This is a genomic window from Micromonospora sp. NPDC093244 (genome assembly GCF_040683695.1).
Lineage (GTDB): Bacteria > Actinomycetota > Actinomycetes > Mycobacteriales > Micromonosporaceae > Micromonospora.
In genome coordinates this window covers 212,761-227,670 of record NZ_JBFBEO010000004.1, presented here as the reverse complement: position 1 = coordinate 227,670, position 14,910 = coordinate 212,761, and the positions used below count along the sequence as shown (strand labels likewise).

General features: G+C 69.8%; 4 protein-coding genes. 1 reads left to right on the top strand and 3 read right to left on the bottom strand.

The window, feature by feature from the left end; translation table 11 throughout:
* Positions 1-2: 2 nt before the first annotated feature.
* From AB0N27_RS21830 to AB0N27_RS21820, 3 genes are all read right to left on the bottom strand, one after another.
* On the bottom strand, positions 3-11,561 hold the full coding sequence (locus AB0N27_RS21830; protein ID WP_364372687.1) for a LamG-like jellyroll fold domain-containing protein: 11,559 nt from the start codon (positions 11,559-11,561) through the stop codon (positions 3-5).
* A gap of 151 nt (positions 11,562-11,712) precedes the next feature.
* Positions 11,713-12,213: a hypothetical protein gene (locus AB0N27_RS21825; protein WP_364372684.1), complete on the bottom strand. Its 501-nt coding sequence runs from the start codon at positions 12,211-12,213 to the stop codon at positions 11,713-11,715.
* Between the two features lie 140 nt (positions 12,214-12,353).
* Positions 12,354-14,324, bottom strand: a complete 1,971-nt coding sequence (locus AB0N27_RS21820; protein WP_364372681.1) for an NAD-binding protein — start codon at positions 14,322-14,324, stop codon at positions 12,354-12,356.
* A gap of 94 nt (positions 14,325-14,418) precedes the next feature.
* Between AB0N27_RS21820 and AB0N27_RS21815 the strand changes: the two genes are divergently transcribed.
* On the top strand, positions 14,419-14,901 hold the full coding sequence (locus tag AB0N27_RS21815; protein WP_357983017.1) for an MSMEG_6728 family protein: 483 nt from the start codon (positions 14,419-14,421) through the stop codon (positions 14,899-14,901).
* Positions 14,902-14,910 lie beyond the last annotated feature (9 nt).

Here is a 14,910-nt window from a genome sequence, read left to right as displayed (position 1 = left end):
CCCTAGTCGTCATCGCCCGGATATTTGTTGGTGAACGGAATGCGGTTGCCCTTGAGCTTGCGGTACGGGTCGATACTCGCGTGGTCGTCAGGCCAGCGGGGCACCGTCACATCACCGCCCTCCCGGAATGGAATTGGCTCATGAGACAGTTCCATGGTCTCCTGCTCACCGGTCCACGGATTATTTCGCTGCGGGCCAGCATAGCCCCTCGCCTTGATCTGCGCCTTCTCTGCCGGGGTGAGCGGGGCATTGGGATCGTTGTAGTGCTTCTTCCATTCGGCACGCCGCTCCGTCGTCCCCCACTCCGGCTCGTCCGCATCCGGGTCGCGCACACGGTTTGATCCCCGCTGACCGTTGGCCATCCGAGGCTGCTCGTTGTCGGCACAGCGACACGACTCGTGGTGACCGTCGACCGATCCTCCACAGTTGTGTACGAGCAGCGGCTCATCGTCAGCGAGCACGTAGTACGTGTGGATGTCTGCGACGGTGAGATCGCGCATCTCCTCGACGCCGAGCTTGTTGAGCACCGCGACGACGGTGACGGCGCCCTTGCCCTTGACCAGCAGCTTGGTGCCCGGCTTCAGGTCCTTGGCGTCGTCCCACTTGCGCTTGGAGGCGTTCCAGAACGGGTGGTGCCAGGTCGTCTCGACCTTCGTCACCTTGCCGTCCTGGTCGCGGACGGTGAGGTCGGTCAGGTCCTTGTCGGTGTTCCGGTGCAGTTGGGTGACCTGCTTCGGCTCCGACTTTCCGGCCACCGGGTCGGTGGCCATGACCTTGTCGCCGACGTTGACGTCCTCGATCGGCCGGCTCGTGCCGTCCGCCATCAGGACCCGGGTCTTCGGATCGAAGCTGTGCCGGCGACCGGCCGATGTCGGGCACCCTCCGCCCCCGCCGCCGACCGAGATGCCGCCGCCGGAACGCGCACCTCCGCCGCCCTTGCGGCTCAGCGCCCCGAGCCCCGGCACCATGTTCTCCGCGGCAGCCCGCGGGTTGTAGGTGCCGGACGTGGCGAGCTGGCTGACCGCGTCCTCGACGCCGTTCTCGGCGGCCTCGGTCGCCAACCGGCCGACGAGACCGGTGCCGACCTTCTTTGCCACTGCTGCACCGACGCGCGCGGCGATGGCACCGCCGGCACCGCCGATCAGGCCGGTGACCGCGCCCGTGCCCAGGGAGCCCAGCGCGTCGCCGATGCTGTGGATGTCGCCCTGCGCCGCGTCCTTCGCCAGGTTGATAAGTGCTCCGGCGCCGACCATGCAGGCGATCGCGCCGGCACCGGCGGTCACCGCCGTGCAGGCGATGCCGGCGAGGATCGCGCCGCCGATCGCGGCGACCTCCAGCAGGACGTCCTTGTGCTCCTTGACCCACTTGGTCGTGGCGCTCGCGGCGTCGCGTACGGCCGTGGTGGCCTTCTTGACGACTCGCTGCGCCTTGGCGGCGACCTTCTTACCTGCCTGCTTGAGTTTCGCCGCCGCCTGCTTGGCGCGTTTCTTGACCGCCGCGACCTTCTTGGCGACGCGCTTCTTGACCTGGTTGTACTTCTTCTTGACCGCGCGTTTGACCTGGTTGTACTTCTTCTTGACCTTCTGTTTGACCTGGTGGTACTTCCTCTTGGCCTGGTGGTACTTCTTCTTCACCGCCGCCTTGGCCCGTGAAGCGGTCTTCTTCACTGTGGACTTGGCGGCGCTGTAGGCCGACGAGGCGTACGAGTAGGCCGAGGACGCGTACGACGAGGCGTACGAGTAGGCGGACGACGCGTACGAGCGGAAGCTCGAACTGACCGAGCTGACCGCCCGGGAGAAGGACTTCTTCAGGCTGCCCAGACCCCAGTGCCCGGTTGGGTCGGTCACGGTGAGCGGGTTCGCGTCGCCGTACTGGTAGCGGTTGGCGTTGATCGAGTCCGGCAGCGGGCTGTTGCTCGCCGTGTCCCGGGTGTCGAACTGCCCGGTGTCCGTGTTGTACCAGCGGGCGTGCATGTTGACCCGGCTGGTCAACGCGTCAGTCCACTCCGACTGGTAGCCGAGCTGGCCGAGCAGGCCGCTCGTGGTGAGCGCCTTGCCGAGCGGGTCGTAGGTCACCGAGCCGGCCAGCGCCGTCCCGGTCGGGGTGAACTGCCCGACTACGTCGGTGTGCAGGTCGGTCCAGACCATCCGCTGGTTGCCGCCGCCGGTGGTCCCGACCACCTCGCCGGACGGCCCCCGCACATATGTCGCGCCGGAGTCCGCCGCCAGGTCGTTACCCAGACCGGTGTACGCGTGGCCGGGCCGGATCGCCCGGCCCAACCCGTCGTACGTGTAGGTCTGCGTGCCGCCTGCCGACTGCTGCGACACCACCTGCCCGAACGCGTCGGTGCGGGTGATGTTGCCGCCGGCGTCGGCGAGAGTGCCGCGGGCGGTGTACGTGTAGCTCGCCCCGTCGGCGGTGAGCAGGCGGTTCCGCTGGTCGTAGGTGAACAGCTTGGAACCGTTCTGCACCCTGTTACCGGACTTGTCGTACGCGTACACCGTGGTGGCGGCGCCGTTGTTCCACGACGTCAGCCGATCGGCCAGGTCGTAGGTGTAGGTGTTCGAGGCCGAACCGGCGAACCCGGTCGTCGACTTCGAGGTGATGTTGCTGTTCTCGTCCCACCCGTACGTGATCTTCGCGAGGGACGCCCCGGCGGACGACTTCAACTCGTCGCCGGTGAGCCGCCGCAGCGGGTCGAAGGTGAAGTTGCGGGTGTTGCCGTTCGACCCGTACGTGATCTTCGAGACCTGGGACAGCGTGTTGTAGGTGTAGGCCATCTGCACGCCGGCCGACGGGTTCGCCAGCGACGACAGGCGACCCGCGCCGTCGTACCCGTAGGAGGTCGTGCCTGCCGCGTCCTGCCGGGAGGCGATCCGGCCGTCCGGGTCGTAGCCGAACGTCGAGTTGCCCGACGGGCCGGTCACCGACCGGGGCAGACCCCTGTCGTCGTACGCGATGGTGTTCGTGCCGCCCGAGCCGGACAGCGAGGTCATCCGGCCGGCCACGTCGTAGCCGAAGGTCCGGTCCTCGGTGGCGACCTCGGCGCCCGCGCCCGACTGCCGCACCAGCTGACCCAGGTCGTCGTACTCGTTGGTGACAGTCACCCCACCGGGCATGGACTGCTTCAACGGCCGGCCTGACCTGTCGTACTCCACGGTGAAGGTGCGGTCCGCCGCGTCCGGGTGGGCCGCGGTAGCCGGCTCGATCATCGCGTCCGGCAACCCCCACGAGTTGTACCTGGTGAGGAAGGCGTTGCCGCGACCGTCGGTGAACCGGGTCCGGTTGCCCTCCAGGTCGTAGCCGAACGTGGTGACGATGGAGTCCGACGCCGAGATCGGCTGGGTCTCCTTGGTGACCACACCCGTCGCGTCGTACTCGTAGGTGACAGTCGTCTTGCGCGCGTCGGTGCTGGCCACCATGTTGCCGGCCCGGTCGTAGCGGGCCGACTGCTCGGACAGCAGCGTCCCGGTCGGGCTGTACTCGGCGGTGCGGGTGGGCCGGTCCGCCATGTCGTAGGTGACCGAGGCGTACGAGCCGTCCGGGCGGATGGTCTTCGTGGTCCGGCCCTCGGAGTCGTACTCGAACCGGCTCACGTTGTTGGCGCCGTCGGTGGACGTCAACGGATCGCCGACGGCGTTGTACGTCATCGAATTGTTCACGCCCGCCGCCGAGGTGACCTGCGACGGCCACCCCTGCGCGTTGTACGTGTAGTTGGTGGTGTGGTTCTTACCCTCCTGCCGCACCACCTCGGTCGAGGTGACGGTCCGACCCAGGTAGTCGTAGGTCGCGGTGCTCACCGCGCCGGTCGGGTCGGTCGTCGACAGCACGTTGCCCGCGTCGTCGTACGTGTAGGTGGTGGCGCCGTCGTTCGGCGCGATCTCCTTCGACGTGCGGCCCAGTTGGTCGTACTCGTAGCGGGTGATCTTGCCGAGCGGGTCGGTGACGGTCTTCAGCTGACCGGCCGTGTCGAAGCTGTAGCGCGTCTCCGGCACGATCGGCGTCGACGACCCCGGCGGTGTGTACGCGGGCGCCTTCTCCGACACGACGCGGCCGACCGCGTCGTACTCCACCACCGACCAGTTGCCGTTCGCGTCCCGGGTGTCGGTGGGCTCGTCGAAGGTGTTGAACCCGACCCAGCTCACCGCGTTGGCCTGGGCGGGGATCTGACCGGGCTGCTCGACGGTGGCCGCCGGGGCGGTGGTCTTCACCGCCCGGCCTTCCTCGTCGTACCCGTAGTAGGTGGTGTTGCCGTTCGGGTCGGTGACCGAGGTGGGCAGGTCGTCGGAGTCGAGGACCTGCGAGGTACGGATGACGTACCCGTCGGCTGCCGGCACGGTACCGGCCCTGACCTGCGACACCTCCGCGTCGGTAAGCGCCTTCTGGTAGACCTGCACGTCGTCGATGCCGCCGGCGAACCAGCCGAACCCGTCGGCGCCGCCGATGGTGAAGCCGGTCGCGGTGTTGTTGAAGGGGTCGGTGACGGACAGCGTGGTCTGCAGGTTGCCGTCGGCGTAGAGCTTGACCGTCCGGGCGGTCGGGTCGACGACCAGCGAGAGGTGCGTCCAGGCGCCGACGACCGCGGAGCCGTTCGGGCCGCCGCCGCCGATCCAGGTGACGGTGCCGTCCGCCTTGCTCACCGCCATCGCGAAGTACCAGCGGTTCTGGGCCGGCGCGTAGTACAGCTTCAGGGCCGAGTTGCCGTTCGCGCCGGGTGCCGCGACGACGAGCTGGTCAGTGGTCGGGCCGCCGGACCTGAGCTTCGCCCAGGCCGAGACCGTGAAGGCACGCTTGGTGTCCACCACCGGGCCGGTCCTCAGGTATCCGCTGGTGCCGTCGAGGACCGCCGAACCACCCCGGTCGGTGGACCAGGCGACGTTTCCGACGGCGGTGGCCGGGCTGTTGCCGGTGGAGTCGGCGGCCTTCGTGCCGGTTGTCTCGTCGAGCTTCCAGCGTCCGACCGGGATCAGCGCCGTCGACGGGTACTCGGTCTCGGCGATGGCCCGGCCGGCGCTGTCGTAGAGCGCGTCGGAGACGCTGGTGACGGCACCGTCCGGCCCGGAGGACACAGTGGAGATGACATTGTCGTCGGCGTCATAGGTGAGCGCGGTCCGGCGCTTCAACCCGTTCGGGTCGACGACCGAGGCGGTCGTCCGGCCCGCCGCGTCGTATTCGGTGGCGGTGACGGTGTGGCCGTTGTTGCTGATCTCGCTGACCACGTTTCCGGCGGCGTCGTAGACGTTCTCCTCCACCACGAACGTCCGGGTGCCGTCGGTACGGCTGACCTTCGCTTCCAGACCGTTGTCGGTGTACGTCCAGTTGGTGGTCCAGCCCATCGCGTCGGTCTCGCTGGCGAGCCGGCCCGCCGGGTCGTACGCCCGGGTGGTCGTCACCAGGTCGCGGGGTGCCGACGGGTTGTTCGGGTCGCCCGTGAAGTTCTTCACCGTCGAGGTGAGCAGGTTGCCCTCGACGTCGTAGGTGCTGGTGGTCACCCCACCGTCGGCCTCGGTCTCCTTGACCACGCGACCGTACCTGTCGTACTCGAAGCTCGTGGTCTGGTTGACGCCGTTGGTGGTGGACGACTCCTGCCCGTAGGAGTTGTAGGCGTGCCGCTCGGTGCGGGGCGCGTCGCCGCCGGTCAGGTCGCTGACCGTCACCTCGGTGATGTTGCCGTCGTCGTCGTACGTGGTGGCGGTGCGGGCGGTGTGGACCGCGCCGGTGACCCGGTTCGTGACGCCCGGCTCGGTCTCGGTGACCTCACGACTCAACCGGTCGTACGTACGGCTGGTGGTGAGTCCGGCCGGGAAGCTGTCGGTCGACTCGGTCTCGGTGAGCAGCCGGCCCAGCCCGTCGTACGTGTAGCGGGTGATCTTGCCACTCGGCTCGACCATCTCGGCGACGTCACCACTGGCGTAGTAGGTGATCGTCTGGGTCTGCCCGCCGGTCGTGGTGACGGCCGCCGGCAGGCCGGCCGGGGCGAACCCGCCGTCCTTCGCCGCCACTGTCGTGCCGTCGGTGAAGGTGGTACGGGTGACGCGGCCCAGCGGGTCGGTGATGGTGGTCTGGTTGCCCTTGCCGTCGTAGCCGTAGCTGGTCAGATACCTGTTGTCGGTGGCCGACGACGACCGGCCGTCGCGCATGGTGAGGATGACGTCGTTACGCGGGTCCGGCGTACCGCCGATCTTGACGGAACTGCCGGTCGCCCACCCACCGGTGCCGTTGCCCGACACCAGGTACATCTCGTTGTCGGTCGACTTGAGGTAGACGATGTCGGGCTTCTTGTCACCGTCGAAGTCACCTGCGGACAGCAGCGCCTTGGCGCTGCCCCAACCGGTGCCGACCTTGGTGGCGGTGGTGCTCAACCAACCGCCCGACCCGTTGCCCTTGAGCAGGTAGAGGTTGTTGTCCGCACCACTGCGGTAGATCACGTCGGCCTTGCCGTCGCCGTCGAAGTCACCAGGAGACACGAGCAGGTTCGCGGCGCTGACGTTCGGGCCGATCAGGGTGGCGGTGGTGCTCAACCAGCCGCCCGAGCCGTTGCCCTTGAGCAGGTAGAGGTTCTTGTCCACCGAACTGCGGAAGATGACGTCCGGCTTGCCGTCGCCGCTGAAGTCCTTCGAGAAGGTCATCAGGTCCGCGGAGCCGACGCTCGGGCCGACCTTCGTCGAGGTGCCGCTCAACCAACCGCCCCTGCCGTTGCCGGCCAGGACGTAGAGGTTGCTGTCGGAGGCGCTGCGCCAGATCAGGTCCGGATTGCCGTCGCCTGTGAAGTCCTTTGCGGCGACCGCCAGGTTGGCCGAGGCCATGCTGGTGCCGATCTGTGCCGGCAGGCTGGTGAGCCAGCCACCGGTGCCGTTGCCCTGCACCATCTGGATCGTGTTGTCGGCCTCGCGGTAGACCACGTCAGGCGCGCCGTCGCCGTTGAAGTCCTCGAACATCATCGGCAGCGAGGCCGTCCCCCAGTTCAGGGGGTCGGCCGAGTTGGCGTAGTAGGTGTAGTAGACCGACGAGCACTTGTTGGCCGACTGGTCCTGACAGGTGATGACCTGCTTCGTGTTGCCCCGGGCGTCCTGGAGTTCCTGAGTCCACACGCCCCTCGGGTCGTACGTCAGGTTGCCGTAGCCGCCCACGTCGTACCCGAACTTGGTGGTGTTGCCCAGGCCGTCGGTCTGGGCGACCATCCGGCTGCCGTTGACCAGGTCGTAGCTGTAGCTGATCTTCTCACCGGTCGGCCCGGTGACAGCGACAGTGGAGACCGGCATCGCGATCGCGCTGGCGGCGCCGTTGACCATGGTCACGGCTACCGGCGCGGTCTGCTTCGACGCCTGGAAGTGCCCGGCGACCTGGTCGGCGGAGAGCTGCGACCGGTAGAAGGCGACCTCGGCGATCGACCCGTTGAAGTAGCCCAGGTCGCGGGTGCCGTGCATCGGCCAGGCGCCGGCCCACTTGCCCGCGCCGACGTAGACGTTGTCCCTGGCGGCGGCGACGAGCGCGGCGTCGATCTTGCCGACCGCGACGCCGTCCAGGTAGAGCGACTGCGTGTTGCTGGCGGCGGAGAGCACGACATGGTGCCACTTGTTGTCGTTTACCAGGGCCGTGCTGGTGATCATCCGGGTGGCGTCGGCGGTCCAGAAACCGCCCCGCAGCTTGCCGTCCGTCCCGACGTACAGCGCCGGAGTCCAGTTACCGACCACCGTCGGGTCCGACAACGGGCTGGCCTGGTAGCCGTAGAGAACACCACCTGCGGTGTTGCCCGCCGGCATCTTGAACCACATCTCGACCGAGTTGGGCCCGGTGACCGGGGCATCCTCCGACGGAAGTTGCAGGTAGGAGGTCGTTCCGTTGAACGACGCGGCCTTGCTGTCGCTGAACGGCCCGGCGACACCGAGGGTGGCGGAACTGTAGGTGGCGACACCGCCCTGCACCTCGTTGGCGGCGTCCGTCGCCTCGACGTCACCGAGTCGCCAGTAGTCGGCCGGCTTGGCGCCCAGCACCGAGGCGGCGTAGACGTCACTGCTGCCCGAGACGGTGGGGGTGCCCATCGTCCAGACGCCGCCGTTCTCGTCGGTGACTGTCGACACCCGACCGGTGTTCTTGTCGTACCCGACCTGGGCGGTGATCCCGCCCGAGGGGCGGACCACAGTGCTGAGCACCGGGTGGGCCGTGCGGCCCGCGCCGTGCAACGCGGACACCGTGGTGCCGGTCAGCGCCTGGTTGAAGAACGACACCTCGCCGATCGAGCCGGTGAAGTAGGTGGCCCGCGCCGGGGTGACACCACTGTTCACGTGGCTCGGCCAGCCGCCGCCCACGAAACCGGCACCGACGAGCACGTTCGCCGAACCGCCGGCGATCTGGGCGACGGTACCGGCGAGGGTGCCCCTGTCGACGCCGTCGAGGTAGAGCTTCTGGGTGTCGCCCGCACCGGCCAGCACCACGTGGTGCCATGCGCCGTCGGTGACAGTCACGTTCGTGTTGATCGGGGACGGGCTGCCGTTCCAGAACGAGCCGCGCAGCTTGCCGTCCGTGCCGATGTAGAGCGACGGGGTGTAGTTGCCCGGCGTGGTGCCCTTCGTGATCGCGTCGGCCTGGTAGCTGAACAGCACACCGTTCGGCGTGGTCGTCTTGAACCACATGCTCACCGACTGGTACTGGCCGTCGCTGACCAGGTTGCCCGGCAGCTGCACGAACGAGCTGGTGCCGTTGAACCCGGCGGTCGTCGCCGTTGAACCGGGCAGTGCCGCCGGCTGACCCAGCGCGACGTTGTTGAAACTCGCGTTGTCCACGCCCGCGTTGCCGAGCACCGAACTCGCCGCCGTGGTGGCGCCGGCCGCCTCGGTCAGCCGCCAGTACGAGTACGGCCCGGCGTTCAGGGTCGCGTTGGCGTACTGCGAGGTGCTGTCGTGCTGGTAGGTGGTGCACGCCGTGGAGCTGGTCGGCGGGCAGACCTTGGCGAGCTGGTCGCTGGTGCCGTAGCTGTACTGCCAGGTCGTCGCGGTGGTCGCGTCACCGGGGACCGCCGGGTCGGTCGACACCGTCGCCGGGTGGGCGTACGCCGAGCCGGCCGGGGTCGACCAGGTGACGTACAGGGACCGGCCGGAGGCGGAGGTGATCTTTGTGGCGTTCGAGCTGCCGTCGTACGTGAACGTCATCGCCCGACCGTTGGCGTCGGTGATGCTCGTGATCTTGAAGACGTCGCTGCCCGCGGCCTGCGCGAAGACGTAGAGGGAGGCGTCCTTGTCGGTGAGCGTGTAGCCGGTGACCGCGCCACCGACGTCCTTGTTCTCCTTCAGGACGGAGAACCGGCCGGACGCCGGGGTGAACGTTCCGTCGGCGTTGCGCCCCAGCGCCACGTCCTGACCGGTCGGATAGGTGATGAGAACCGACTGGACCTGCCCCGCGATGTCGCGGACCTGGGTGGCCCGGGTGTCGAGCATGCTCGCCCAGCCGGCCCCGAAGGCGTTGCCACGGCGGGTGTCCAGGCTGTTGTAGCTGCGGGTGATCGACAGGGACGGGCCGACAGTGGCGACGCTCGCGTCGGTGGCCGAGGTGGTGTAGTTGCCGATGCCCGGGTCGTACCCCTTGCCGGAGTTCTGCGTCAGGCTCCCGGTCAGCAGTGGCTGCGGCACCGACGTGCTGAACGCGTACGCCGGGTAGACCGCGCTGGAGCCGGCCTTGTCGTTGACCTGGACCGTGTAGAGGTAGCGCTTGTTCCAGGTGAGCTTGCCGGCCGGGACGGTCCAGCTCGCCGTGGCCACCCAACCCGAGTTGGCCACCACCGCGCCGGTCCCGGCGTCGGCGACCACGTAGTTGTAGGTGAAACCCTTCGCCGGCCAGTTGTCCGGGTCGACGGCCCGCGAGTGCAGCTCGGGCGTGAGGGTCTGCACCACCGCGTTGTTCGTCGGGTAGCGGACGTTCACCTGCGGGGCGACGTTGTTGGTGTACGTCAGCTCCAGGTACGGCTTGTAGCTGCCGTCGGAGTAGTTGGCGGCGGTGAACCGCTTCCACGCCGTCGAGTCCGTCTCCGAGGCGGTAAGCGCCAGACCCTCGTTCATGCCACCTGTCGACCAGTCGTTGAACGTGTCGACGGCCAGCGGCACGGTCACCCACTTGCCGGTGCTCCGGTTCGGCGGGTCGTTGGTGCAGGCCGGGTAGTTGTCGGCGATGGTCAGCGAGCCGATCGAGGAGGAGGAGATGGTCGGCCCCGGGTACGTGGCGGTCGACAGGTTGTCGACAGTCCACGCCTGGGTCACCCGGTGCACGTTGAACGCCTTGTGCGAGGTGCAGTCGTACGACCAGGTGTGGAAGAGGCGCAGCTTCGCGGCGCTGAACCGCTTGCCGGCGAGCCCGTCGCTCGCGAACTCGTCGAAGTGGATGAACGAGCGCGCCTTGGTCACGCCGCTGTTGTACGTGCCGACGGGCAGGTTGTCCCCGTTGTGGTTGGTCGTCTCGGTGTCGTTGTCGACGTACACGTCGCCTGTGGTGCCCGTGGTGGCGGTCGGGTCCACCCGCACCGGGTACTGGCGGGCCGGGTCGCGCAGCCAGGCCGGGTCGGCCACGACCCGCAGCGCGGGAGCGCCGTCGACGGTGACGATCTCGAACGTGACGGCGTCGGACTCGGCCGGGGCGCCCGAGCGCCTGTCGACCTTCGAGTCCTGCATCGAGCCGTGCGGGAACCAGGCCACTGCCTTGCCGTCCGCGTTGAGCAGCTCCACCGAACCCGCGGCGGTGAGCCGGGGGGTCAGGCCGGTGAGGCGGAGCGGGAACACCCAGGTCGACGCCGCCTCCGGCGAGCGCAGCACAAGGGTCTCCTTGACGCCGGCGTCGAAGGTGGTCAGCTCCAGGTCGGTGTGCGGGAGCACGTCCCGGTAGCGGGCGGTCGGCCCGGTCACCTCGGGGGCGGTGATGGTGCCGCCCTCGAGCCGGTAACCGACGCTCTCACCGCCGGGCAGGGTGAGTTTGGCGAGTTCGGTGTCCACAGTGCTCGCATCGGCCGCCGCGTTCGCGTTCGCGGCGCGGGCGGCCGGGGCACCGCCGGCGACCGACACACCGAGGCGGTTCGCGGTGACGTGCAACCGACCGTCGGAGCGGCGGGCGAGGTTCGAGTTGATCTTCTGCCAGCTGCCGTCCGCCGCGCGGTAGTTGACCGGGCGGTTGTACGTGCGCTTGGTGAAGGATCCGTCGGCGTTCGCGAAGATGTCCGAGCGGGCACTGGACTTGCGGGCGTCCCGCGTGCTGGTGCGGGCGTCGAAGCCCTGCTCGGCCACTCCCGTCACCTCGGGCGTGGTGGGGATCTGATGCGGCTGGTACGCCTCGAGGGTGCCCGGAGCGGGCTCCGGCGCCCGGCCGGCTCCTCGCCCGGCGTCGGTCGCCGACGCCGGCACGTGCGGGTCGACAGTGACCGGCTTTCCCCTCTGCTGCACGGGGAGCCCCACGAACGCCGCCGTCGCCGACCAGGCGGGACGCTGCGCGAACCAGGTGAGCCACGTCAGCGGGAACTCCCCGCCCGGCCGGACCACGTCGGCCGGAACGGCGACGGTCAGACCGAAGACAACAGCCACCATGAATGCGGCACGACGTGTGCCACTGGTAACGGATCGGCGCATGGCCGGTCCCCTCCCCCGTGAAGTGAAATTACCAACGCGGAGTGTGAGGGCTCGCCGATCATGGGCACAAGATGGCCGAACGGCCAATCCTGAGAGAAACCTTGGAGCGTCAGTCCCTGCCGGACGCCAGCGCCGAGACCACCTCAACGGCCTTGCGCTGCACGGATTCCGGGTCGGTGGCCTGCTCGACGACCACATTGGGGCCGGGCGTCGCGGCGCCGAAGGCGACGAATCTCGCCGAGGGGAACCGCGCGGCGGTCGGACGGACCGCCCGCACGGGCGCGTCGCCGACGGCCAGGATCACGCCACAGCGGCTCTGCACCAGACTCGCGAGGAACGTCTCGGCGTTCTCGCCCGTCTGCGGACCGTCCACTTCGAGGAACTGCACCTTCACGAGCGTCGCGAGGGACGCCTCCTGCATCCCGGTCCACACGGGACGGGCCTCGGGAGCGGCGACTCCTCCCGAGCCGGTGAGCAGACAGGCGGTCTCCGCCCGGTAGTCACGTTGACGCGGCTCCGGCTCGCCTTCGGGCCACAGAGCCCAACCCACGACCACCGCCACCACCAGGCCGAACGCGGCTACCGGCCACCACAGCGGCCGGGTCCGCATCCACCTGACGACCGCTGCTGCGCGCCGTCGCCGTTGCGCGTCCCGGGCTCCTCGGCCCACCCCACCACCAAGCACTGGCGCACCCTACTCGGCCGCCGTCGACGATGAGGACCCCACCGGTCGGCATCGCGCCGGGCCGCTCACCCCACCTCGCCGGGCCCGTCTGGTTGGCGGATCACCTCGACCTCGTTCGGCGAGCCGCCGTTCGTCACAGGTGCCGCGCCGGCCGCGGGTGGCACCGGCGCCTGATGCGCCGGACCGGTCGGGGAGGCGGCGACGTGCCACTCCGCCGACCCCGGCACCGACCGGGGTGTCGGGTGCGGCTCCCCGCCGGGCCGGGGAACCGGCCCGGAACCGGCGGGCGGCGCGCAGTGCCTGGTCAGCCAGTCCAGGCCGCGGCGGCGGGCGACCACGGTGAGCCGGTCACCCGCGAAGATCACCTGTCGGGGGTCGAGGTCCTTCCACCAGATCGTCCTCGCCCCGCCGGCCGGAGTACGGGCGATCAACCGGACCTGCCCGTCCCGGTTGACCGTGCCCAGTGGCCGGCCGTCGAGATCGGAGCCCGCGGCGACCGGCACCTCGGCGACCGGCAGCGCGTGCCTGTCGACCGGGATCGTAGTGATCACCGCGCGTTCCGTGAGCGCGCCTGTGAACGCCGGAGCGGCCAGGTAGGAGACGGATCGGGACACGCCGAGGGCGAAGGTCTCCTCGACCCGCTCGGCGAAGTCGCCGTCGAAGAGCCGCAGCACCACCCGCAGGTCGTCGCGGAGATCCCGGGCGGCGAGCGCCGCTTCCAGGTTGGCGACGTCGTCGGTGGACGCCACCACCAGCGCCTGGCAGTCGGCCACCGAGGCGGCCGCCAGGGTCTCCGGCAGCGCCGCGTCACCGACGATGAGCGGCACCTCCAACTGCCGGGCCAGCGCGCCGCCACGTGGCTCCGGATTCTTGTCGATCGCCACCACCTCGACGTCGTACCCGCGCAGTTGCGCCATCACCCGGGTGCCGACGTTGCCCAGGCCGATCACCACGACGTGGCCCACCCGCGCGGGCTGCAACCGCCCGGTGTGCAGGGCCAGCCGCGCGTTGACGATGCCGTCCACCACGACGGCGGTGATCAGCGGGATCAGCGCCAGCCCGGCCAGGTTGAGGACCACCTGCATGACCTGCGCGCTTGCGGTCTTCCCGGTGTCCGGGTCGGCGCCGCTGAGGGTCGTGACAAGCGTCAGGTAGAGGGCCTCGGCCGGGGAGACGCCCTCGGCCCGGGAGATCAGCGCGCCGAGCACCGCGATCACCGCGAGCACCAGCATCACCGCGATGCCGATCTTGCGGGTGGCGAAGCCGCGTACCGCCCCCAGCACCATCGTGACCGGGCGGCGTCGCCGCCGGGCCCGGACCAGCCGGCGGGCCGCCACCTCCGTCCCCGGCGGCTGCCCGGTCGCCTCGGCCAGCACCAGGTCGGCGCCCGCCTGCTCGGCGGGCAGCAGGTCGACCCCCTGCTCGTCGCCGCCGTGGGCCAACGCGCAGACCACGTCCTGTGGACGCACGTCGGCCCGGCGGGCAACCCGGAACGTCTTGTCCCGATGTTGGAACGAACTCGGGTCGACCTCACCGAGCGCGGCGGCCACGAACGCCGGTGCCGCCATCTCCGCGTCGGACAGCACCTCGACAGGCGCCTTGAGCAGCTTGCGTACGCCGTCGGCCAAGGTGCCGTTGAACATCCGCAGCACCTGGCGGACCCGCTGGTCCACGGCCTGGGCGCAGAGCGCGGCGTGCAGGTTGCCCACGTCGTCCTGGTGCAGCAGGGCCAGCCCGGTCGCCCCGGCCAGCCCGGCGGCCTCGAACGTGGCCACGTCCAGCCGCTCGGAACGGACCACCCGCACGCCGCGCAGCCCCGCCACGTCCGGCCCGTTGCGCGGGTAGCGCTCCGGCACCACGACCGTCACCCGGGCGCCGCCGGCCGGCAGCTCGGATTCGAGCAACGCCCGGGCCACGTAGTAGGCGAGCGCGTCCCTGCCGCAGATCACGTAGTGCGGTCGCGGATCACCGACGGGCCGCAGCCGCCAGTTCCACTCGACCGCCCGTCGCGCCCGGTCCCGCCACGGCTCCGCCATGCCCGGATCGTAGTCAGCACGATCACGGTGGGCGACCCCGTCCGGATCATCCCCGCGAACGCATGTCGGCCCCGACGACGGGTAGAGCAGCGCCATGCAGACGTTCCTGCCGTACCCGGACTTCCTGGCCAGCGCCCGTGCGCTGGACCAGCGGCGGCTGGGCAAGCAGCGGGTGGAGGCCATCCAGGTGCTGCGCGGGCTCACCCGACCCGGGTACGGCTGGCGCAACCACCCGGCCGTGAAGATGTGGGCCGGGTACGAGGAGGCGCTCACCCGGTACGGCCTGGACATGTGTGCCGTCTGGACCGAACCGGGGCGTGCCGACACCTGTGCCACCACGATGACCGTCGACCTGGCCGCCGCGTGTGGGCCCGGCGTGGTGCGTACCCAGCAGGAGCTGGCCTCGGCCGGCGAGCTGCCGCCCTGGCTCGGCCGCGAGGACCTGCACCTGAGCCACCGCTCGTCGCTGGTCCGCAAGGACCCCACGCACTACCGGCCGATCTTCGGCGACGACGTGCCGGAGGACCTGGAGTACGTCTGGCCCGGCTCCGACCGCGCGCGCCGCTGCCTCCCGTAGGGGAGACTG